We start from the raw sequence: 21,787 nt of genomic DNA, 5'->3' as shown, positions 1-21,787 counted from the left end.
CCGGACGATCGCTCCGGGTGGCGGAAGGTCGCGGAAGCGGCGGAAGGACGTGCGGGCCGGCCAGGCACGGACGGCGCTCGGCCGCGGCGCTCGCGGACGAACGGCGAGGCCGGTGGGCCGGATGCGGGCACGGCGGGGCCGCGGGGCGGCAAGGCGCGCCGCGTACCGGAGGTGGCGTGGGACGGCTGTCAGGGGGCAGGCCCGGGGACGCTCCGCGCGCGGGCCTGCCCTCGACGGGGCGTCAGGAGCAGGTCAGGTAGAACTGGTCGGCGACCTTCTGCCGGTCGACCTCGGGGGAGCCGACCTGCACGGCCATCTCGCCCTGCACCACTTGGCCGGACTGGGTGTTGAGCAGCCGGACCTCGAAGGTCTCGTACTGGGTGTTGGGGGTGGTGAAGGTCATGCTGCCCGTACGGGGCTGGTAGCCCCGGCCGGTCAGGCGCTCGTCGGGGTACCAGGTGTAGTGGATGCTCCCGGTGCGCCGGGCGGTCGCGGAGAAGGTGAACGTGATCGGCCGGGTGCAGTCCACGGTGTCGGATCGGGGCTGGACGTGGACGGAGGTGCCCATCAGGATCGGCTCCGGCGGGTTCTTGATGTTCCCCGTACCCTCCGAGGCGCCCGTGGAGGTCCCTTCCGAACCGCCCGCCGACGTGCCCTCCGAGGTACCGGTCGACGTCCCGCCGCCGGGCCCCCGGCTGGTCCCGGCGGTCCCGCCGGCGACCGTCCCGGCGGACGCGCCTTGCACGGACCCGCTCGCCGTGCCGCCGGTCGGCCCGCCGGTGACCGTGCCGCCGGTCGGTCCCTGGCCGGTGCCGCCCGGGGCACTGCCCCCGGGCCCGCCGGTGACGGTGACGGTGACCCCGCCCGTCGGACCGGTCGTGGATCCCCCGGTCGGACCGGTGGTGGGCCCCCAGGTCGGACCGCGCGTCGCACCGTCGGTGGGCCCCCAGGTCGGGCCGGGCGTCGCACCCGCGGTCGCACCACCGGTCGGGCCGGGCGTCGCACCGGCGGTCGCACCACCGGTCGGGGACCCGGTCGGGGAACCGCCGACGGGCGGGTCGGCCCCGTCACGCCACGACGGCGGGTGGAGGTTCATCAGCGCCCCCGCGAGGGCGATCACCGCGGTCACCGCGGCCGTCGCGAGCGCCACCCGGGCGGTCCGCGAACGGGACCCGCCCGCACGCGTGTCCGGATCGGGCGCCCGGACCTCGGCGGCCTCCCGGGCCCGCCGGCGGATCATCCCGGTCAGGGGGGCGGGCAGCCAGCCCGGGCCCGGCTGTCCGGCGCGTTCGCAGCACCAGTCGAGCACCTGGCCGGGACTCGGCCGGTCATTCGGGTCCTTGGCCAGACACCACGCCACCAGCTCCCGCAACTCCTCGGGCACCGGCTCTAGGTCGGGCTCGCCGTGCACGATCCGGAAGCCCATCTCCGACGGCTCGCTGCCGAACGGCAGTCGGCCCGTCGAGGCGAAGGCCAGCAGCGCCCCCAGGGAGAAGACGTCGCACTCCGGCCCCACCGTGCCCCTCGTCAGCCGCTCGGGCGCCACATAGCCGGGCGTGCCCACCAGCATCTGTGTCCGGGTCAGTGTGGTGGCGTCCCGGGTGCGGGCGATCCCGAAGTCGATGACCTTCGGTCCGTCCCCGGCCACCAGCACGTTGCCCGGCTTCAGGTCCCGGTGCACCACGTCGGCGCCGTGGATGGCCGCCAGCGCCTCGGCGATACCGGCGGCGAGCCGGATCACCGTGTCCACCGGCATCGGGCCCTGCTCGCCGACCAGTTCCTGCACCGAGGGCCCGGCCACGTACTCGGTGGCCAGCCACGGGTCGTCGGCGTCCGGATCGGACGCCACCACCGCCGCGGTGAACATCCCGTGCACCCGGCGGGCCGCCGCGATCTCCTGCCGGAACCGGGCCCGGAACTCGGTGTTCCCGGACCGCGCACCGTCGATCACCTTGATGGCGACCTTGCGCCCCCCGAGACTTTCCCCCAGGTAGACGCGCCCCATCGCGCCGGCCCCGAGGAACCGCAGCAGCCTGAACCCGCCGATCACGCGCGGGTCGTTCGGTGCCAGCGGCCACAGCGCCTCCCGCCACGTCCCCGCCCCGCCGGTACGGGGCTGGCTGCCGGGTCCGGTGTCGCCGCCGGCCGCGAGGGGCTCCTCGGCGCCGGCCGCGAGGGGCTCCTCGGCGCCGGCCGCGAGGGGCTCCTCGGCGCCGGCCGCGGCCGCGTCCCGGGCGTCCTGGTGGTCCAGGTCCCGCTCGAGCAGGGCCTTGGTGCTCTCCCAGCGCCGCGCCCACTCCCGCACGGCCCGCTCATCGCCACCGCAGGCCCGTACGAAGGCCAGCGCCACGTCCCTCGACGGGAGGTTGTGGCCGCGGGCCGCCGCGTGCAGGGTCGCCCTGCCGTACGTGGCCCGCCTCGCCATCGCCTCGTACGAGGGGTTCCCCGCCTCCTGCCGTAACCGCCGCAGCTCCGCCGCGAACTCGACGACAGGCCCCCCACCCGGATCCAACGGTCGTTCCCGACGCCCCACCATCACTGCCTCCCCTGGCTCCGCGCACGGACCTGGCCGTGCCGCGGTCGTCGCCACCGCGCCGGCCGGGCAGCGGCGGCGCGGACTTGCTGCCTCTATGAGTAGCGGCAAAGTCGCCGCCAGGGGCAGGGATCCGGCGTCCCGGGACGTCCATGGACAATCGGACCGCTCCACCGCAGCTCAGCGCCGTCCGGCGGACGCCCTCCGGACAATGCGCGGCGCGGCGTACCGCTGACCGAGGAGGAACTCACCGTGCCGGCACGCCACCCGGACTCCTCGTGCCCGCCGCCGGTCCGCGGCGCGTACCCGGCCCGGTGGACGGCTCAGACGAAGGTGCACGGCACGTCACGGTCCACGCCCAGGGTGCGGATGACACGGGCCGGGAGCCGCTGGATGTGGCACAGACGCAGCCGGACGCCCGCCGCCGCGCAGCGCCGGTGCACCCGGATCAGGAGCGCGGCGCCGGAGCTGTCGCAGAAGGTGACGTCCGCCAGGTCCAGCAGCACTTCCCGGTGCGCGTCGCGCGTCAGAAGGGCCAGCGTCGGCTCGACGCACTCCACGGTGTACAGGTCGAGCTCCCCCGCCAGCGCGACGCCCACCGTGCTCCCGTCCAGGGGCATCCTCGTCAGGCTGATCCCGGTCGTCGTCATGCGGCAGCCTTTCCTCGCGCGGGCCCTGCCCGGGGACCCTGATCGCCCCGGAGCACGCAGTCCATCAGGGAGCGCCGGGCGCCGGCAGGCCCCGCGAGTCCCCGCCACAGGGCCGAAGGTCCCTCTTCCCGGCGCCCGCTCGACCGTCCCGCCGTGGCCGGAGGACCCCGCCCCCGGACTTGGGGCGTCCCGCGCCCGCGACGGGCCGTCAGTCGTGCGGAACGACCGCCACCGGGCAGGGGGCGTGATGCAGCGCGGCGTGGGCGACCGAGCCGATGCGGGCGCCCACCGGGCCCCGTCGCGTCCGGCGCCCCACCACCAGCAACCGCGCCTCCGCCACGGCCGACAGCAGCACCTGTCCCGCGCTGCCGATCTCGACGTGCTCGGTCACCGGCACCTGAGGGAACCGCTTCCGCCAGGGCGCGAGCGCCTCCGCCAGGGCCTTCCGCTCGAACGGCTCCAGCCCTCCCGCCTCGTCCGCGAGGCGCAGCGAACCGGGGCTGTAGGCGTACACCGGCGGCAGGCTCCACGCCCGTACCGCGCGCACGGCCGCACCCCGGGCCGCGGCCGCCTCGAACGCGAAGCGGAGCACCGCGCCGCTGTCCTCGGGCGTGCCCTGCTGCCCCACCACGACCTCACCGCCCTCCGCCGGGCGCACCGGCCCCTCGGAAGCGCGTACGGACACCACGGGCCCGGCCGCGGCGGCGATCACCTGCTGCCCGTACGAACCGAGGAGCCGGCCGGCCAGCGCTCCGTGCCCGCGGGAGCCCAGTACCAGCATCCGTGCCGCGGCCGCCTCCCCCAGCAGGGTGGCGACCGCGGTGTCCTGCACCACCTCGGCCGAGACGGCGAGCTCCGGCCACCGCTCCCCGACACGCGTCCCGGCCTCCCGCACCAGCGCCTCGGCGGCCCGGGCCGTCGTCTCCCGGTCCTGCGCCACGGGCACGTCCAGCGGCTGCCAGAGCCAGGCGTGCACGATCCGCAGCGGCACCCCGCGCAGCGCGGCCTCACGCGCCGCCCAGTCGGCCGCCGCCAGGCCCTCCGCGGATCCGTCCACTCCTACGGCGATGGCGCGGGTCATGGGTGCCTCCACACGGTTCGGGGGCGGCCGCCACGGCCACCCCTCCGCACCCAGCATGAGCGGGGCGGCACGTGGTCGCGCAGGGCCGGTCGGCCCCGCGCCGGGGGCCGGCCGGGCCAAGAAACGGCGCCCACGGCCGGACACCCGCCACCGGCGGGCCCACCGGCCCCCGCGCCCCGGGACCTCCGTCCCCTGTGCGGACCCGGGCGGAGCGACCATGGTGGGGAGCGCAGGCCCACCCCCGGCACCGAAGGAGCCCCTCATGTCCCGCACCGTCACCGTCGGCCTCGACGGGTCCCGGGAAAGCCTCGCCGCGACGGACTGGGCGGCCGAGGAGGCGCTGCGCCGGGGCGTGCCCCTGCGCCTCCTCCAGGTCTGGGCCGGTGACGACGACCCGCGCACCCGCCTCGTCGACCCGTTGACGGCCCTCGGCTGGGGGGAGCGGACGCTGGGGTCCGCGCAGCGGCGGCTGCGCACCCGCCACCCGGGCCTCGACGTCGAGACGGAGTGGGGCTCCGGCGACCCGGTCGAGGCACTGTGCGCCGCCGCCGACGAGGCGGAGGTGCTGGTGCTCGGCTCCCGGGGCCTGGGCGCCCTCGCCGGATTCCTGGCCGGCTCGGTCTCCCTGGCCGTCCTCGCCCGCACCCGGCACCCGGTGGTCCTCGTACGCCCGCACAACCGTCCCGTGCCCGGGGAGGCCCGCACGGCCGGCGAGGTGGTCCTGGGCCTGGACGTACGGGGCTCCGCGGACGAGGTGCTCGCCTTCGGCTTCGCCGCGGCCGACCGGTACGGCTGCGGGCTGCGGGTGCTGGCCGCCTGGGCGGTCCCGGCGGTTCACGGGCCCGACCTGGGCGGCGCCCTGGCCGTGACCCTGGCCGACGCGGCCCGGGCCGCACGCCGGGCGCTCGACGAGGCGCTGCTGCCGTGGACGGACAAGTACCCGGGCGTGCCCGTCGTGCGCGAGTGCCACCAGGCCCGCCCGGCGCAGGACCTGGTGGAGGCGTCGCGCGACGCCCTGCTCCTCGTGGTCGGTCGCCGCAACCGGCGGGCGCGGACCGGTTCCCACATCGGGCCGGTCACCCACGCCGTCCTCCACCACTCCCAGGCCCCCGTCGCCGTCGTCCCGCACGACTGACCGGCCCGGGCAGGGCTACCCGGCCGCGCGCCGGTCGACCAGCAGCGACAGGGGCACCGAGGCGATCCAGCTGTAGAGGGCCGCCTGCGGCGAGAACGGGGCGATGCCGACCGAGAGCAGGAACACGAAGGCCTGCGCCGGGAAGGGCGTACGGCCGCCGCGCCCGTACGCCGGGGACCGCGCGATGTGCCGCTGCATCGCGTACAGCACCAGCGCCGCCGTGCCGATGACGGCCCCGTACAGGCCCGGGCCGAGGGGCAGATGGGCGTAGGCCTCCAGCACCCGCGTCGGGAACGGGATCAGGGAGACCAGGACGAGGAAGGCCACGTTCAGCCAGAACAGGCGGGCGTCGAGCCACTCCGCGCCCCGCAGCGCCGTGTGGTGGGCCTGCCAGAACAGCGCGATCACCACGGCGCTCAGCAGGAAGGTCGCCACCTGCGACGCCACGTCGTCGAGCGCGTCGTGCAGCGCCCGGCCGCTCAGCCCCTCCGGCAGCTCGATGTCCAGCACCAGCAGGGTCATGGCGATGGCCATGACGCCGTCGGTGAGGGCGAACATCCGGTGCGAGGGCAGTCGCGGCCCGCCGGTCCGGGCGGCGGCGCGCCCCTGGCCCTTCTCCATGGCCCTGTAGTAACACCCGCGCGGCCCGCGCGCCCAGGCCCGTCCGCGCGTGTCGCGGACCGGCCCCGGCGCTCCGTCCGTCCGCCCCGTCGCCCCGTCCGTCCGCCCCGCGCCACGCCCGTCCACCGCGCTCGTCCGCCCCGCGCCCCGCCGCGGTGCCGGCGGGGCCCCCGCTCAGAGCCAGCCGTTGCGGCGGAAGCCCCGGTGGATCAGGAAACAGGCGAGGGCGATGACCCCGAGGGCCAGCGGATAGCCGTACCTCCAGCGCAGCTCGGGCATGTGGTCGAAATTCATGCCGTACACCCCGCACACCATGGTGGGCACGGCGACGATCGCAGCCCAGGCGGTGATCTTGCGCATGTCCTCGTTCTGAGCGACCGTCACCTGCGCCAGATGGGCCTGGAGGATCGAGTCGAGCAGCGCGTCGTAGGCGGTGATCTGCTCGGTGACGCGCAGGTGGTGGTCGGCCACGTCGCGGAAGTACGGCCGGACGTCCGGGGCGACGGGTGCGAGCGGCGCGGTGGCGAGGGCGTGCAGGGGCCGGTCGAGCGGGGTCACGGCCCGCCGCAGCTCCAGCAGTTCCCGCTTGAGCTGGTAGATCCGGCCGGCGTCCCCGCGCGCCGCCTGCTCGCTGAAGACGACCGTCTCCACGTGGTCGAGGTCGTCCTGGAGCGCGTCGGCGACGGCGAGGAAGTCGTCCATCAGCCGGTCGGCGACCGCGTGCAGCACCGCGGACGGCCCCTTGGCGAGCTGTTCGGGACACTCCTCCAGCGCTTCCCGGAGCGGGCCCAGCGAACCGTGCGGGCCGTGCCGGACGGTGATGACGAAGTCCGGCCCGGTGAAGACCGTGATCTCGCCGGTGTCCACCACCTCGCTGGTGGCGGTGAGTTCGGTGTGCTCGACGTACCGGCACGTCTTGAAGACCGCCAGCAGCGTGCCGTCGTGCGCCTCCACCCTGGGCCGCCGGTGGGGACGCACCGCGTCCTTCACGACGGCGGGAGGCAGCTCGAACACGTCGGCGAACCCGGCGAACTCCTCCTCGGACGGTTCGTGCAGGCCCAGCCAGACGAACCCTCGGCCGGCCTTCCGCACGTACCGTACGGCCTCGTCCGCACGGTGGAACCCGGAGAGCCGGACGCCGTCCTCGTAGACCACGCAGTTCATCACCGAGGTGCCCAGCGGTGAACGGGCCGGGTGGCTCAGGTCCACGGTCCTGCGGTAGGCGCGGCGCACCACTCGGCGCAGGCTGCGTATCACGGGCAACTGCGGGCTCCTTCGAACAACCGGCGGGCCGGGTGCCAGTGTCCGGCGGCGTCGGGCCCGTCCGGCGCGACGAGCAGGCCTCATGGTCGGTGACGTCCCCGGTCCGGGGCAAGCGGGTGGGTGTGGAGGCCGACGCCTCGACCGGACAGAAGGGGTCACAGAGACGATGACGGACATCGGTAACACGGTCGTACCCGAATCGGTGGCGAGTCCCGCGGCGCGGACGCAGCCCACCGGGGCGGTCGCCCGCTGGCTCCTGCGCCACCGTGTGCAGCCGGTGGGCCGGGCGGCGGGGGAGGGGAACACCGAAGAGCACCCCTGGTGGAAGGTGATGTGCCTGACCGGCGTCGACTACTTCTCCAGCCTGGCGTACGTGCCGGCCATCGCCGCGCTCGCGGCCGGGGCGGTCTCCCCCCTGGCCACGCTCCTGATCGTGGCGCTGACCCTGCTCGGGATGCTGCCGATGTACCGGCGGGTCGCGCGGGAGAGCCCCCACGGGGCGGGGTCGGTGGCGATGCTGGAGGACCTGCTGCCGTTCTGGTGGGGCAAGTTGTTCGTGCTCGTCCTGCTCGGGTTCGTGGCCACGTCCTGGATCATCACCATCACCCTGTCCACCGCCGACGCCTCGGTGCACGTGGTGGAGAACCCCTTCTTCCCGGCCGCCCTGCACGGGCACGAAGTCGCGCTCACGGTCGTCCTGTTGCTGCTGCTCGGCGGGGTGTTCCTGCTCGGGTTCAGCGAGGCGGTCAACGTCGCCATCCCGCTGGTCGCCGTCTTCCTGGCGCTCAACGCGATCGTCATCGCCGTCGGGGCCGCCCAGGTGTTCACCACCCCCGGCGCCCTGGCGGCCTGGACCGACGCGCTGACCGGCGGCGGCGCCGGCCCCGGCGACCTGCTGGGGCCCGCGCTGATGGCGTTCCCGCTGCTGGTGCTGGGCCTGTCCGGCTTCGAGACCGGCGTCAGCATGATGCCGCTGGTGGCGGCCGACGGCGCCGACGACGAACGGCGCCTGCGGGCGCGTATCCGCAACACCCGCGCGCTCCTCACCACCGCCGCGCTGGTGATGAGCGTCTACCTGCTGTCCGCGAGCTTCGTCACCGCCGTCCTCATCCCCGCCCGCGAGTTCGCACCCGGGGGCGCGGCGAACGGACGCGCCCTGGCCTGGCTGGCCCACGAACACCTCGGCGAGGGCTTCGGCACCGTCTACGACATCAGCACCATCCTCATCCTCTGGTTCGCCGGCGCGTCCGCCATGGCGGGACTGGTCAACATCGTGCCCCGCTACCTGCCCGACTACGGCATGGCCCCCGAATGGGGGCGCGCCGTACGGCCCGTCGTGCTGGTCTACACCGCGCTGTGCGTCCTCATCACCCTCGCCTTCGGCGCCGACGTCGACGCCCAGGCCGGCGCGTACGCCACCGGCATCCTGGCCATGATGGTCTCCGGCGCCTTCGCGGTGACCGTGTCCACGGCCCGCCACGGCCGGCGGGCGGGTGCCGCGGGCTTCGGTGTGCTCACCGCCGTGCTCCTCTACGCGCTGATCGCCAACATCGTCGACAAGCCCGGCGGCATCGCCATCTCCGGCCTGTTCATCGCGGGCATCGTCGTCGTGTCCCTGGTCTCCCGCGTCTCCCGCACCACCGAACTGCGCGCCGACCGCATCGTCTTCGACGAGACCGCCCGGCGCTTCCTGACCGACACCCTCGCCCACGACGGCGCCATCAACATCATCGCCAACCGGCGCCAGGCGGGCGACGACGCCGAGTACCGCGGAAAGGAGCGGGAACAGCGCGGCACCAACCCCGTCCCCGGCCCAGCCGACATCCTCTTCCTGGAGATCGACGTGGTCGACCCGTCGGACTTCAGCGACACCCTCACCGTCCACGGCGTCGAGGTCGACGGCCACCGGGTGCTGCGCGCCCACGCCCCGGCCGCCCCCAACGCCATCGCCGCGATCCTGCTCGCGCTGCGCGACGCCACCGGCGTACGCCCGCACTGCTACTTCGCCTGGGCGGAGGGCAGCCCGCTGATGCACATGTTCCGGTACTTCCTGCTCGGCCGCGGCGACACCGCACCCGTCACCCGCGAGATCATCCGGAGCCACGAGCCCGACCCCGACCGGCGCCCCGGCATCCACGTCGGCGGCTGACAGCCCCCCGCCCGCCCGCACGCCCGCCCGACCACCCGCGCCCGCACGGCCACCGGCCGCCGTGCGGGCGCTCCGGGGCTCAAGAGGCAGCGGGCCCGCGCCGATGGGGGAGGTGTGACGGTGCACTCCAGAACGGGACGACACGGGTCCGGACGGGTACGGGCTGCCTGGGCGGTGCCGGCCACGGCGGCGGCCGTGGTCCTCGTCACCGCGCCGCTCACGGGCGCCGCGCCCCCGCACGACGCCGCGGCGCGGCGGACGGTGGGGGCCACGGCGGGGTGGGACGAGGGGCGCCTGCGGGCGCTGTACGGGTCGGAGAACCGGACGATCCGGACGGACCGCCGGGTGGCCGCGCTCACGTTCAACGCGGCCTGGGACGACCGGGGCCTGGACACCGTGCTGGCCGTCCTCGCCCACCACGGGGTGCCCGCCACCTTCTTCCCGACGGGCGACTTCGCCCTCCGCCACCCCGACGCGGTCCGCCGGATCGCGGCGGCCGGACACGGCCTCGGCAACCACTCCCACACGCACCCGCGCTTCGCCCGACTGACCCCCTCCGGGCGGGCGAGGGAGGTGCTGCTCGCGGACCGGGCCGTCCGCGCGGCGTCCGGCACCCGACCGCTGCCGTTCTTCCGCTTCCCGTACGGCGCCACCACGCCCCGGCACATCGCCGAGGTGAACGCGCTGGGCTTCGCCGACATCGAGTTCACCGCCGACACCAAGGGCTACCTCGGCACCGCCGGCGGGATGACCGCGGACCGGGCGGTACGCCGGGCCGTGGACGCCCTGCGGCCCGGCGCGATCCTCCAGATGCACATCGGGGACCCGGCCGGCCGGACCACCGTGCTCGACGCCGAGGCGCTGCCCCGTGTCATCGACGCCTACCGGTCCCGCGGCTACCGGTTCGCCGGCCTGCGGGACCTGCTGACCGGCGCGGCACCCCGCCCGGCGGCCCGCCCGCTCCCGGTGCCCCCACCGTGGGCCACCCGGCGCCTCGGTAACATGACCGGCGGACTGCGCCCGACCGACCGGGACCGGCGCAAGGTCAGCGCCTCTGTCGACCACAGGGCATGCTCCGCACAGCACCGACCGCTCCAGCCCCGCCCCCGACCGGCCGTGTGCCGCCCGCCCCGCCCCGGAGACCTCCGTGCTGAGTGCCGAATCCACGCTGCCCGCCGACCCCGCCCCGGCCGCCCGTACCGCCCCGCCCGGCGACTCCGCCGGCCCCGCCCGCGGCCGCCCGCCCCAGCGGCGCCGCACCGCCACCGGCCGTGCCCCCGACCGGCCCGCCCTCACCGGGGCGTTCTACAGCTTCACCGCGGCCACCACGGGCCTCCTGGTCCTCGCCGCGATCGGCGCGGTGATCCACGAGCCGGTGCTGATACCCCCGCTGGCCGCCAGCGCCGCCCTCGTCCACAGCGCGCCCACTCTGCCCCCCGCCCAGCCCCGCTCCGTCCTCGCCGGCCACCTCATCGGCGCCGCCGTGGGTTACACCGCGCTCGCCACCGCCGGCAGCAGCCCCTGGGCGGCGGCCGTGGCGGCCGGCATCACCCTCGCCCTCCTCATGGTCGCCCGCGCCCCCCATTCCCCGGCCTGCGCCACGACCGTCGTCATCGTCCTCCAGACCCCCGCGGCCGGCCGGTTCGTCCCGCTGCTGCTCGGCGCCGCGACGCTGATGATCCTGGCCGAGTACGCCGCCTCCCGGATCCGCCCCCGGGCCCCGAGGTACCCCGCCTACTGGTGGTGCCCCCGGCCGGTCCAGGACCGGGCTCCCCGTGGCGGCACCCGTTCGGACACGGCCGCGTTGCCGGGGCCGCGCACCGCTGCTGAGCTGGGCCCACGGCCGCGGACGCGAGGAGCGCCGCCAGGGCATGGGACGAGGACGGGATCATGGGCGGTGAGGCCGAGGGCGTCCGGAGAACGGACGCCACCGACGGCGCCGAGGCGGTACGGCGGCTGAAGGTGACCGGCGGCAAGGTCTACGCGAGCGACTTCCGGCCCCGGGACCTCGCCGCCGAGGGCTGGCCCGCCGAGTGCGCCCACGCCCTGCTGCTCCGCAGCCGCTGCGTGGACCGGCCCTTCACCGGCCTGGACCTCGGCCTGCTGCCGCCCGGCCTCCGGCCCGACACCGTGGTGACCGCGGCGGACCTGCCCGAGCCGCCGTACCGCAACAGGGTCTCCACCGACCGGGTCCAGGCCCTCCTGCCGGTGGGCGAGCGCGCCGACTACCTCGGCCAGCCCGTCGCCATCGCGCTGTACGGCGACTTCGTGCGGTTCCGCCGGGCCGCCCAGGAACTCCGCGAGGACCCCGGCCCCGTGCTGTACGGGCCGCGGGCCGGCCAGGACGACGGCCGGACCATCGAGGACGAGCTGCGGGACTGGACCCGCCGCCGGTTCACCGGCACCCAGCGCCAGAGTCACTACCTGCTGGACCGCACCAGGCCCGACGGCTACTCGTTCTGGCAGCGGGGGCGCACCACCTTCGACGGGACCTCGTTCGTCCGGAACGACATGCCCGACACCGAGGCCGAGGACCTGTACCGGGCCGTCGAGGCCGACATGGCGGACGGGGCCGAACACGTCGTCGAGACCACCACCTTCACCCAGCAGACCGACCCGGCCTTCCTCGAACCCGAGGCCGGACTGGCCTGGCTCGACCGTGCCACCGGCCTGCTGCACATGCTGCTGGGCACCCAGTCCCCGCACAGCGACGTCCCCGACATCCTCGACCTGCTGGGCGACGGCCACCCCACCGTGCGCGGCGTGCGGCTGACCGCGACCGAGTGCGGCGGCGGCTTCGGCGGCCGGGACAAGTCGCCGTTCCCCTTCTACCTCGCGCTCGCCGCGGTCTTCTCCCCCGTACCGGTCCGCCTCGCCTACGACCGGCGGGAGCAGTTCCAGGGCGGGCTCAAGCGCCACGAGTCCGCGATGCGAAGCTGGATCCGCGCCACCCCCGACGGGCGCCTCCACGCCGTCCGCTCCTTCGTCGTGCTGCGCGGCGGGGTCGAGGCCAACCTCAACGGAGCCGTCCTCGGGCTCGCCGCGCTGCACGCCACCGGCCCCTACCGTGTGCCCCGCGCCTCCGTGCACGCGATCGTGCTGGAGCGGGCCATCCCGCCGGTGGGATCGATGCGGGGCTTCGGCATCCCCCAGGTCGCGTTCAACCTGGAGACGGCCCTCGACCGGCTCGCCGTACGCCGTCTGCGCACCGACCCCATCCGGTTCCGCCTCGCCAACGTGCTGCGCCCGCACGGCGACGGAATGCCGGACGACGGAACGCCCGGCGACGGAACGCCGGACGACGGCACGCCCGGCGACGGAACGCCCGGCGACGGTGACGTCGACCTCGCCGGCACCCCGCTGCGCTTCCACGTCGGGAACGCCGAGGTCTGCGCCGCGGCGCTGGAACACCCCCTGTGGCGGGAGCGCGACGCGGCGCGCGCCCGCGCCGCCGACCGGGGCGACGGCACCCTCCGCGGCGTCGGCTTCGCCTGCTGCATGGAGGCGTACGGAACGAGCCAGGACAGCGTGTACAGCGCCGTCCGCCTCACCGAGGACGGTCGCGCCGAGGTCTGGGGACAGACCATCGACATGGGGCAGTCCGCACGGCTCGCCCTGGAGCACGCCGCCCACGGCGTGCTGGGGGTACCGGCCGTCGCCCGCCTCGGCGTGGTGGGGCCCTTCGAGCGGTTCGCCCGGCGGCTGCGGGACCGCAACCTGCACTCCACGGTCAAGATCTCCCTGTCGCACGGCGCCAGCAGCGCCTCCAAGACGGCGTTCTTCCACGTCCACGTCCTGCGCGAGGTGTGCCTCGCCCTGCTGCGCCTGCGCATCCTGCCCGCCGCCCGGACCCTGCTGGGCGACCCTGGCCTCACCGACGCGCAGTTGCTGGCCGCCTGGCGCGACGGTGCCGTACGGCTACCCGGCCGCGACCCCGTCCCGCTGGCCGCGCTCGCCGGCGAACTGCGCCGCACCGGAGGCGAGACCTACGCCCTGGCCCACGGCTACTTCTGCAACGGCTGGTCCGGGGCGACCTTCCGGGTCGACGGCGTCGAGCACCGGGCGGCCGTCGACGCCCTGGCCCTGGGGCAGGGCCCCACGGACGACCCGCTCCCGCTGGAACCCCACGGCCCGCTGCGGGCACCGCCCGCGCGAGGCCCCGGCGGCCTGGTCGTCCCCCGCTCCCTGTACGCCGCCGCCGGACACCTGATCGGCGTGGAACTGTCCCCGCGCCGGGGCACCCTGCGGGTGACGGACGCGGTCACCTTCCTCGACGCCGGGGACGCCCTGCTGCCCTCGGCGCTCGAAGGCCAGGTCGAGGGAGGACTGGCGATGGGCATCTCCCACGCGCTGCACGAGGAACTGCCCGAGGAGACCGGCGCCGGGCCGTTCGTCAACCTGGACCGCTACCGGCTGGCCCGGTACGCCGACATCACCGGCATCCGCCGCGAGACGGTGCTCGTCCCGCTCCCCGACGGCGGCGTCCTCGGCCCCGGACAGCCGGCCATGCGCCACAAGGGCGTCGGCGAGGCCACCATGACGGGCGTCGGTCCCGCGATCGCCAACGCCGTCGCCCACGCCCTCGGCCACACCGACGACCGCTGCTGGCCCACCCGTACCCCGATCCGCCTCGCGGATCTGCCCCTCCCCACCGATGGACGGCCGTGATGCAGGAACCGCAGACCGAGCTGGACGTCACCGTCAACGGCGTACGGCACAACGGACGGCGGGTGCCGGGAGACCTGTCGCTCGTGCACTTCCTGCACGAGGAGCTGGGGCTGACCGGCACCAGGATCGGCTGCTCGATCGGCGAGTGCCGCGCCTGCACCGTCGCCGTCCGGACGGCTCCGGGGCTGCCGCCCGTGACGCGCCAGGCCTGCATGACGAGCATGCGGCACGTGCGCGGCTGGGAGGTGACGACCGTCGAGGGGCTCGCCGAGGACGGCGCGCTGCACCCGGTCCAGCAGGCGTTCCTCGACCGGGACGCCTTCCAGTGCGGCTACTGCGCGGCCGGGTTCGCCGTCGCCGGCAGCGTGGTCGCCGAACACGCGCGGCTCGCCCGCGAGGCGGCCGGCACCGGGGACGGGGACGGTCCGGACGTCCAGGACGACCAGGACGTCCTGGACGAGCTGGTCGCCACGGTCCTCGGCCCGCACGTCTGCCGTTGCACCGGGTACGACCGGTACGGGGAGGCGGTGCGGTCCGCCGCCGACGGGCACCGCACGGTGCACCGTACGGCGACCCTCCCCGCCACCCCGGCCGGCGCCCCCGCCCCGGACGCCACCACCCGGTCCGGGGCGGTCCGCAGCGGCGCCCGAAGCCCGGCGGCCGCCCGCCCGCTCACCACCGCCGAGGCCGAACAACTCGGTTACACGCCCCTGTTCGACGATCCCACCCTCGAACTGATCCGGCTGCTGCGCGACGGCGCCGAGATCGAGCACTCGCTGCTGGTCCAGTACCTGTACGCGGCGTTCTCCGTGAAGGTGCCCCGCTTCACCTCCCTCGCCGGCTGGCCCAGCCACCGCTACGGAGGCCGCCCCCTGCACCTGATGGGCGTGGCCATCGAGGAGATGACCCACCTCGACATCGTCAACTCGCTCCTGGTCGCCCTGGGTGCCGCCCCCCACCTGGGACGCCAGCAGTTCCCGTACGAACAGGACATCTACCCCTTCGACTTCACCCTGGAGCCGCTGAGCCCGTACAGCCTGGCCAAGTACGTCTACGTCGAGGCCTCGCCCCGGGCGGTCGACCCCGACCAGCAGCAGACCCCCGAGGACCGCGCCTTCGTCGCCCGCCTGTACGAGGTGCTCGGCTCCGGCCCCGCCCCCGCGCCCCGCCCCAACCAGGTCGGCAGCCTCTACCGCAAGGTCGCCCGGGTCCTGGAGCTGCTCCGGGCCCGGGAACCGGACCGGCTCGACTACCCTGCCTGGTCCGCCCGGCTCGACCTGCTCCGCGAAGAGGGCGAGAGCGAGCACTTCGCGCTCTTCCGCGCCCTGTTCGAGGGCACCCACCCCGCCCTCCTCGGCGGCCAGGACGTCTGGAACCCCGCGAGCCCCGACCACCCGGTCGTCCCGCTGCGCCTCGCCACCGGTCTCCCGCCGTCCGGCGAACCGGTGCCGGACGAGACCGTCCCGGTGCTGCGCCACCTGTCGAACCTGCACTACTGGGCGGTCTGCATGCTGCTGGACCGGTCCTACCGGCAGGGGGGCCGGTTCCACAGCGCGGCCCGCCGCCACATGACCGGTCCGCTGCGCGCCCTGGGGACGGCCCTGGCCCGCCACCGCGAGGGCGTCCCCTTCGACGCCTTCGTCGCCGGGTACGCGCCCGGCCGCGGCGACGCCGAGAACCTGGAGCTCTGCCGGGGGATGGTCCGTCAGATCGTGCTGGCCCAGGAACGCCACGCCCGGCACCTGCCGCCCGACTACGCCCACACCTGCGCGCCGGAGACCCTGTGGGAGCTGGCCGGCGGGTGAGGGATCCGGGCCGGGTACGGTGACCTCGTATTTCCGGTGTCGGACGATGCGGCCGGCCCGTGCGCGGGCCGCCGGTGAAGGGGGTGGCCCGTGCGGGTCAAGGACTTCGACCACGTGGTGCTGAACGTGGCGGACGTGGAGCGGTCGCTGGAGTTCTACTGCGGGCCGCTCGGCCTGGAACCGGTCCGGGTCGAGGAATGGCGGGCCGGCACGGTGCCGTTCCCGTCCGTCCGGGTCAGCCCGACGATGATCATCGACCTGTTCGGCCGTCCGCGCGGCGAGTCCAACGTGGACCACATCTGCCTGGTCGTGGAGCCCCTGGACTGGCAGGAGGTCATCGACTCGGGCACGTTCGACGTGCTGGAGGGGCCGGTCAGCCGGTTCGGCGCCCGGGGCAGCGCGCAGTCGGTGTACGTGCGGGACCCGGACGGCAACACCGTCGAGCTGCGCTGGTACCCGGAGGACGCCGAGGCCTGAGCCTCACCCGCGGCCGGGCTCCGGCGAGCAGCAGCCGTCCCGCCGCATCGCGCGGCCGACGTCCAGCCAGTCCCGCACCCCCGGCCGCGGGCCGTCCCCCTCCCGCCGGCCCCCGCCCCCGTCCCCCCGCCGACGCCCGCCCGCACCGTGCGTCGCGCCGGTCACTTCCGTACCCGTCCCGTCGGCGTTCAACTGGCCTCCCAGCCAGAGAAGTTGGCCTCCCGGCCGTGACCGTCCGGAGTGCGGAAGCCGACATGGAGCACATGGTGCCGCACCCGGGGTCCTGCGGAGGCGCGGACACCGCGACACGAGCCGGTGTTGTCCGAACCAGGCCACGGCGTGCCCGGTGTGCCCCGGCCCGGGCGCACGCGGGTCCGGACCGCCCGCCCGGGCCCGTGGGCCGGCCGGGTCCCGCCGTAGGGCATGATCGGAGGATGTCCGATCGCATCATCGCCGCCTGTGACGGGGCGGCCAAGGGAAACCCCGGCCCGGCCGGCTGGGCGTGGGTCATCGCCGACGCGGAGGGCCGCCCCGAGCGCTGGGAGGCCGGGCCGCTGGGCCGGGCCACCAACAACGTGGGGGAACTCACCGCTCTGCTGCGGCTGCTGGAGGCCGTCGACCCCGGGACCTCCCTGGAGGTGCGGATGGACTCCCAGTACGCCATGAAGGCCGTCACGCAGTGGCTGCCCAACTGGAAGCGGAACGGCTGGCGGACGGCGGCCGGCAAGCCCGTCGCCAACCAGGAGCTCGTCGAGGGCATCGACGCGCTTCTGGCGGAACGGGAGGTCGAGTTCCGTTACGTGCCGGCCCACCAGGTGGGCGGCGACCCGCTGAACGCGATCGCCGACCAGGCCGCGAGCGACGCGGCGCTCACCCAGGAGGCCGCCGGTACCGCGCTCGGTGCCGTGGAGGTTCCGGTGCCCGCGCCGGCCCGCACCGCCCCGGCCCGTGCGAAGGCCGGGGGCGCCGGGAAGCGCCCGGGCCGCACCACCTCCGGCACCATCAAGGCGAAGTTCCGCGGCACCTGCCCCTGCGGCCGGTCGTACGCGGCCGGGGAGCGGATCGCCAAGCTCGGGACCCGCTGGGGCCACCCCGACTGCGCGACCGCGACCCCCGGGGGCGCGGCGGGCTGAGGCCCCGGCCGGCCCGGGACGGCCGGGGCGGGGGGCCCGCGGCCGCGGCCGGGCCCGGGAGCTCAGCGGCCCACCGCCGCGAGGCGGTGCGTCCCGTTGAGGTAGTGCTCGCCGATGTCACGGAGCCGGTGGGCCGTGGAGCGGTGGGCCGTCAGCACCCGGGCGTTGCGCCAGAACCGGTCCAGGCCGGGGGTGTCGGCCAGCTCCAGCACCCGGGTGGTGATGTGCAGGGCAGCCCGGGCCGTGACGGTCTCGGCCGTGGCCACCAGGGCGGCGACGTCCGCGGGCTCCTCCACACCGAGGTGCGGCCCCGCCTCCAGGGCCCCGGCCATCGTCTCCGTCGCCCGCTCGACGACCACGGCGGCGGTGTGGGCCGCGGAGGCCAGCTCGCCGTACGCGAGGAGGAGGTCCGGGTCCTTGGCGGGCAGCGCGTTCCTGCTGGTGTCGCGGGCCTCGGCGAGGGCCCCTTCGGCGATGCCCAGGCCCACGTGGCACAGGGCGAGCCGGAGCGCGGGGTCGGCCAGCGCGGTGAACGGCGCCGTCGATTCCGCGTCGTGCGGACGCGGGCCGAGCACCTGGGCCGGGGCGACGGTCACCCGGTCGAAGGTGACGCTGCCCGCACCCGCGACCCGCTGTCCGAGCCGGTCCCCCGCGGGCTCGACGGACACCCCCGGCCGGCCCGACGGCACGCGGACGACCAGGACGTCGCCCGTCACGGCGCAGAAGGCGTCCACGACGAACTGGTCGGCGACGGTCACGGCCGTGTCGACCGCCACCCTCCCGTGGAGCAGGTGGCCGGAGCCGAGCGGGGTCAGGGTCAGCTCCGGGGCGGCGCCGTCGGGGGGTGTGGTGTGCACGTCACCGGACCAGAGCCACTGTTCGCGGGCGGTGTCCCCCTCGAGTGCGGACGCGCGGTGCGCGGCGCCGTAGAAGCGGCCGCTCCAGGTGTGCACGTAATGGCGGGCCAGTAACGCGCCGACGGAGCTGTCCGCGGTGGCGACCTCCTGGATGACGGCGCAGCCGGTGCGCCAGTCGACCCCGCGCCCCGGGCCCGGCGGGACAAGGAGGCCGGGCAGTCCGGCCTCCCGCAGCCGGGCGGCCTCGTCGGCCGGCTGCCGGCCGGCCCGGTCCCGGGGGACGGCGTCGGCGGCGAGGTCGTCCGCGACGTCCCGCGCGACGCGGAGGACATCGGTACGGCCGGCGGGTCCGGCTCCGGGGCCGGGCCCGAACCCGGACCCGGCTCCGGGTTCCGGTCCGGCGTCGGTCACCGGGGCGGGCGCGGTCACCGTCTTGGCGGTGGCGGAGGTCACCGGCGGGCCGGGGTCGTGGGGCGGTGCCCGGCGGCCGGGGCGGCCTCGGCGCCGTGGGGGGCGGGGGCGGTGGTCATGGGCGGTACTCCTGGTGTCGTGGGCGTACGGGGCGTGCGGGGCGTACGGGGCGGGAGGGCGCGCCGGAGACGGGCCGGGGCACCGGTGCCGCGGGTGGTCGTCGGGGCGAGGGGGCCGACCGTGAGGCAGGGGCATGACAGGCCCGAAGACAGGGGAGCGCCGGGCGCCCGCCGGACCACGGCCGGTGTGGCCCGGCGGCGCACACGGCGTACGGGTCCATGCGTCGCACCCCCCAATCCCTAGTTTCCCTATCGGGTTGGTAGGGATATTGCTCGGCAGGGGACACCGGAACAAGGGGCGGCTCACATGGTGGTCGGCCACGTCTCGCGTGCCGAGACGCCGCACGTCAGGCGGCTATGACGCTGTCTCAGGGGTTGGACCAGGCGGCGGGGTCCTCCGCCAGCGCGTGCACGCCCTCAGGCAGGCGGCCCGACGCCACGTCCGCCAGCGAGACGCCCTCCAGGATGCTCCGGACGTTCGCGCGCAACGCGATCCACAGCGGCAGCAGCGACTCCGCCGGGCCGCTGTACGACAGTTCCGGCGGCCTGACGCCCCGTACCGACACCAACGGGCCGTCCACCGCCCGGACGACGTCGGCGACGCTGATCTCTCCGGCGGGCCGGGCCAGCCGGTAGCCGCCGTTCACCCCGCGCTGGCTGGTGACCAGGCCACCGCGCCGCATGTCGTTCAGGATGCCTTCGAGGAACTTGTGCGGGATCTCCTGCGCCTCGGCCATGGCCTCCGCCTTCAGGGGGTCGCTCCGTTCGCCGACGGCGAGGAGCAGTGCGGCGCGCACCGCGTAGTCCGCCCTGGCTGAAATCCGCATGGCGGCATTATCCCGCACGTGCCGTTGCCCTCGGCGCCGTGCCCCGTGCGGCGGCGCCGTGCCCGTACGCGGCTACGCGCGCGGGGCGGACTCGTCGTCCGTGTCGTCCGTGTCGTCCGTGCCGTCCAAGTCCTCCACCGAGCCGACGACGTCCGCGCCGGACGGCCCGTCGGAGGTGACCGCCTGGGCGGCGGGCGGCGCCGGGCTGAGGGCGGCGATCGCCGCTCCGGCGACGAGGGAGGCGACGGCGAGCATGCTGCGCTTCTTCATGCCCTGTTCAACTGCCGGCCCCGCCCGGCGTCACGACGTCCACCACCCCGAACGGATGTCCCCATCCCGTGGGTGGGTGAACGGCCGGCCGCTCGTCCGCCGTCCGGTCCCGGTCCCGCCCCCGTACGGGCCGGCGCGCGGCTCCGTACCCCGGCGTGCGGAGACGGCCCAGGGGCGGTAGACACGTGGATGTGCAGACCTTCCTGCCGTACCCGGCGTTCTCGGCGTGCGCCGAGGTGCTGGACCCGCGCCGTCTGGGCAAGCAGCGGGTCGAGGCTCTCCAGGTGCTGCGCGGGCTGACCGTGCCCGGCTACGGCTGGCGGCACCACCCCGCGGTACGGATGTGGATCGGCTACGAGGAGGCCCTGGTCCGCTACGGCCTGGACGTGTGCGCGGCCTGGACCGAGCGGGGGCACCGCGACACCTGCGCCGCCTCCCTGCTCGCGGACTTCCACGCCTTCCGCTCCGGCGCGCCCGTCCGTCCGCAGGACGAGCTCGCCGGGGCCGGTGAGGTGCCGTTCTGGCTGGGCGACCCCGCCTTCCACCGCAGCCACCAGTCGGCCCTGCTGCGCAAGGACCCGGACTTCTACGCGGCGCGCTTCACCGGCGTCCCGGACGACCTGCCCTACGTGTGGCCCGGCTCCGACCGGGAAGCGGCGGCCCGTCCGGCCGGCGACGGGGGCTGAGGGCCCCGCCCAGCCCCGGATGAGGCGCGTGGGGCGCCTGTGCCATACTCGGCCGCGCTCCAAGCACTTTCGCAGTCGGGGGAACCACCGTTGAGATTCGAGCCCGCCGTCCTCGGCACGGTACTGGTCGGGTGCCCGGGCGGCGTCGGATGAGCGGTATAGCGCTGACGACCCCGTACCTGGACACCGACGCCGACCAGTTGTCGTTCGTGCTCGGACGTCCGCCGCGCGAGGCGCTCGCCGTGCGCGACCTGACCGTCGGCGGACTCGACGTACAACTGAGACTGCTGGGCGCCTCCCACCAGGTGTTCGCCGGGCCGGTCGGGGAGACCGTCGCCTGCCTGCCCGGCGTCGCGGGCGGTCTGCCCGACACCGCGGCCCGGGACTTCGACGGCTGGCACTACGGCTTCGGCGCGCGCGTACGCCAGTACGGCCCACGGGAGTTCAGCACCCGGGTGGCCCGGATCCGCGACCGCTCGGAGGACCACCCCCGGTCCCTGTACGGGGTCTTCCCCGGCTCACCGGAAGCCGTCACCGCCCTCACCGTGGAGCCGGAGGACACCGGGCTGAGCTGGCGCACCTGGCACACCTACCCGCAGAGCCGCCGGATCGTGGCGACGCACACCCGGCTGGAGGCCCGATGAAGACCGCCCGACGCATCAGCGTGATGCTCCTCGCCACCCTCGCCCTCGCCGCCTGTTCCAGCGACCCGGACGACGACGACGGCAACGACGTCCCGTCCGGCTGGATCCGCGGCCAGTACTCCTCCAGCGGCGCCGACTACGTCGACCGCACCGACCCGGTGCCCAAGGTCGCGGGGGAGATCAACGGCAACACCTCCGCCGTCGACCGCGTCAGCGACGGCGGCAAGGAGTTCCTCCGCTACCGCAACGACATCGTCGCCATAAGCCCGCACACCAGCGGCACCGGCAGCCTGATCGAGATCGCCGACTACCGCACGGGTTACAGCCGTTGGCGCACCCACGTCGGGTCGGTCTGGCCGGACCCCGACAGCGCCGCGTTCCGCGGCGGGGGCCCCGGCTCCGGCAAGTGACGCGACGCGTCCGCCCCTCCGCACCCCCCTTCCCTCCGCATCCCTCGA

At 75.6% G+C, this 21,787-nt stretch carries 18 protein-coding genes and 1 pseudogene; 11 read left to right on the top strand and 8 right to left on the bottom strand.

What is annotated here, in order from left to right:
* Nucleotides 1-241: 241 nt before the first annotated feature.
* From ACZ7LK_RS15900 to ACZ7LK_RS15890, 3 genes are all read right to left on the bottom strand, one after another.
* Nucleotides 242-2,512, bottom strand: a complete 2,271-nt coding sequence (locus ACZ7LK_RS15900) for a protein kinase domain-containing protein (protein ID WP_471141172.1) — start codon at nucleotides 2,510-2,512, stop codon at nucleotides 242-244.
* A 344-nt stretch (nucleotides 2,513-2,856) separates the two neighbouring features.
* Complete coding sequence (locus tag ACZ7LK_RS15895; RefSeq protein ID WP_471141169.1) at nucleotides 2,857-3,183, bottom strand: STAS domain-containing protein; 327 nt, start codon at nucleotides 3,181-3,183, stop codon at nucleotides 2,857-2,859.
* 208 nt (nucleotides 3,184-3,391) lie between these two features.
* Nucleotides 3,392-4,264 carry a universal stress protein gene (locus ACZ7LK_RS15890; RefSeq protein WP_471141166.1) on the bottom strand — a complete coding sequence of 291 codons (873 nt, stop codon included), beginning with the start codon at nucleotides 4,262-4,264 and terminating at the stop codon, nucleotides 3,392-3,394.
* Between the two features lie 262 nt (nucleotides 4,265-4,526).
* Here ACZ7LK_RS15890 and ACZ7LK_RS15885 point away from each other — a divergent pair, with 262 nt between their 5' ends.
* Nucleotides 4,527-5,399, top strand: coding sequence for a universal stress protein (locus tag ACZ7LK_RS15885; RefSeq protein WP_392273540.1), 873 nt, complete (start codon nucleotides 4,527-4,529; stop codon nucleotides 5,397-5,399).
* A gap of 15 nt (nucleotides 5,400-5,414) precedes the next feature.
* Here ACZ7LK_RS15885 and ACZ7LK_RS15880 read toward each other — a convergent pair whose 3' ends face one another.
* Both ACZ7LK_RS15880 and ACZ7LK_RS15875 read right to left on the bottom strand, forming a co-directional pair.
* A complete protein-coding gene (locus tag ACZ7LK_RS15880; RefSeq protein WP_469463336.1) occupies nucleotides 5,415-6,020 on the bottom strand; it encodes a TMEM175 family protein in 606 nt (201 codons plus the stop codon).
* 174 nt (nucleotides 6,021-6,194) lie between these two features.
* On the bottom strand, nucleotides 6,195-7,283 hold the full coding sequence (locus tag ACZ7LK_RS15875; protein WP_392273542.1) for a magnesium and cobalt transport protein CorA: 1,089 nt from the start codon (nucleotides 7,281-7,283) through the stop codon (nucleotides 6,195-6,197).
* A 166-nt stretch (nucleotides 7,284-7,449) separates the two neighbouring features.
* On the opposite strand from ACZ7LK_RS15875, the gene ACZ7LK_RS15870 reads away from it, so the two are divergent.
* From ACZ7LK_RS15870 to ACZ7LK_RS15840, 7 genes and pseudogenes are all read left to right on the top strand, one after another.
* Nucleotides 7,450-9,432 (top strand): APC family permease, encoded by a 1,983-nt coding sequence (locus tag ACZ7LK_RS15870; protein WP_471141161.1) that lies wholly within the window; start codon nucleotides 7,450-7,452, stop codon nucleotides 9,430-9,432.
* Between the two features lie 114 nt (nucleotides 9,433-9,546).
* Nucleotides 9,547-10,113, top strand: a pseudogene (locus ACZ7LK_RS15865) (polysaccharide deacetylase family protein); the annotation flags it as partial.
* Nucleotides 10,114-10,579: 466 nt separating this feature from the next.
* Complete coding sequence (locus ACZ7LK_RS15860) at nucleotides 10,580-11,392, top strand: HPP family protein (protein WP_471141158.1); 813 nt, start codon at nucleotides 10,580-10,582, stop codon at nucleotides 11,390-11,392.
* Nucleotides 11,323-14,100: a xanthine dehydrogenase family protein molybdopterin-binding subunit gene (locus tag ACZ7LK_RS15855; RefSeq protein WP_471141155.1), complete on the top strand. Its 2,778-nt coding sequence runs from the start codon at nucleotides 11,323-11,325 to the stop codon at nucleotides 14,098-14,100. The genes ACZ7LK_RS15860 and ACZ7LK_RS15855 overlap by 70 nt, the downstream gene beginning before the upstream one ends.
* Nucleotides 14,100-15,905 (top strand): ferritin-like domain-containing protein, encoded by a 1,806-nt coding sequence (locus ACZ7LK_RS15850; RefSeq protein ID WP_471141152.1) that lies wholly within the window; start codon nucleotides 14,100-14,102, stop codon nucleotides 15,903-15,905. Before ACZ7LK_RS15855 ends, ACZ7LK_RS15850 begins: the two co-directional genes overlap by 1 nt.
* A 90-nt stretch (nucleotides 15,906-15,995) precedes the next feature.
* Entirely contained in the window at nucleotides 15,996-16,382 is a 387-nt protein-coding gene (locus tag ACZ7LK_RS15845) for a VOC family protein (RefSeq protein ID WP_392273548.1), read from the top strand.
* Nucleotides 16,383-16,816: 434 nt separating this feature from the next.
* Complete coding sequence (locus ACZ7LK_RS15840) at nucleotides 16,817-17,515, top strand: ribonuclease H family protein (RefSeq protein WP_469463341.1); 699 nt, start codon at nucleotides 16,817-16,819, stop codon at nucleotides 17,513-17,515.
* A gap of 62 nt (nucleotides 17,516-17,577) precedes the next feature.
* On the opposite strand, the gene ACZ7LK_RS15835 is transcribed toward ACZ7LK_RS15840, so the two are convergent.
* The 3 genes from ACZ7LK_RS15835 to ACZ7LK_RS15825 all read right to left on the bottom strand — a co-directional run bounded on the left by ACZ7LK_RS15835 (nucleotide 17,578) and on the right by ACZ7LK_RS15825 (nucleotide 19,999).
* Entirely contained in the window at nucleotides 17,578-18,825 is a 1,248-nt protein-coding gene (locus ACZ7LK_RS15835) for an acyl-CoA dehydrogenase family protein (protein ID WP_471141147.1), read from the bottom strand.
* Nucleotides 18,826-19,270: 445 nt separating this feature from the next.
* Nucleotides 19,271-19,729: an RrF2 family transcriptional regulator gene (locus tag ACZ7LK_RS15830; protein ID WP_469463343.1), complete on the bottom strand. Its 459-nt coding sequence runs from the start codon at nucleotides 19,727-19,729 to the stop codon at nucleotides 19,271-19,273.
* A gap of 72 nt (nucleotides 19,730-19,801) precedes the next feature.
* Nucleotides 19,802-19,999, bottom strand: a complete 198-nt coding sequence (locus ACZ7LK_RS15825; RefSeq protein WP_471141144.1) for a hypothetical protein — start codon at nucleotides 19,997-19,999, stop codon at nucleotides 19,802-19,804.
* Nucleotides 20,000-20,190: 191 nt separating this feature from the next.
* Here ACZ7LK_RS15825 and ACZ7LK_RS15820 point away from each other — a divergent pair, with 191 nt between their 5' ends.
* The 3 genes from ACZ7LK_RS15820 (at nucleotide 20,191) to ACZ7LK_RS15810 (ending at nucleotide 21,739) form a co-directional block, all read left to right on the top strand.
* Complete coding sequence (locus ACZ7LK_RS15820; protein WP_471141568.1) at nucleotides 20,191-20,685, top strand: MSMEG_6728 family protein; 495 nt, start codon at nucleotides 20,191-20,193, stop codon at nucleotides 20,683-20,685.
* Between the two features lie 149 nt (nucleotides 20,686-20,834).
* Nucleotides 20,835-21,329: a DUF2617 family protein gene (locus tag ACZ7LK_RS15815; RefSeq protein ID WP_392273553.1), complete on the top strand. Its 495-nt coding sequence runs from the start codon at nucleotides 20,835-20,837 to the stop codon at nucleotides 21,327-21,329.
* Nucleotides 21,326-21,739 carry a DUF4247 domain-containing protein gene (locus ACZ7LK_RS15810; RefSeq protein WP_392273554.1) on the top strand — a complete coding sequence of 138 codons (414 nt, stop codon included), beginning with the start codon at nucleotides 21,326-21,328 and terminating at the stop codon, nucleotides 21,737-21,739. Before ACZ7LK_RS15815 ends, ACZ7LK_RS15810 begins: the two co-directional genes overlap by 4 nt.
* Nucleotides 21,740-21,787 lie beyond the last annotated feature (48 nt).

Source organism: Streptomyces sp. NPDC039423, from assembly GCF_055598725.1.
The sequence above is the reverse complement of the archived record's forward strand: the minus strand, read 5'-3'. Positions and strand labels throughout refer to the sequence as shown.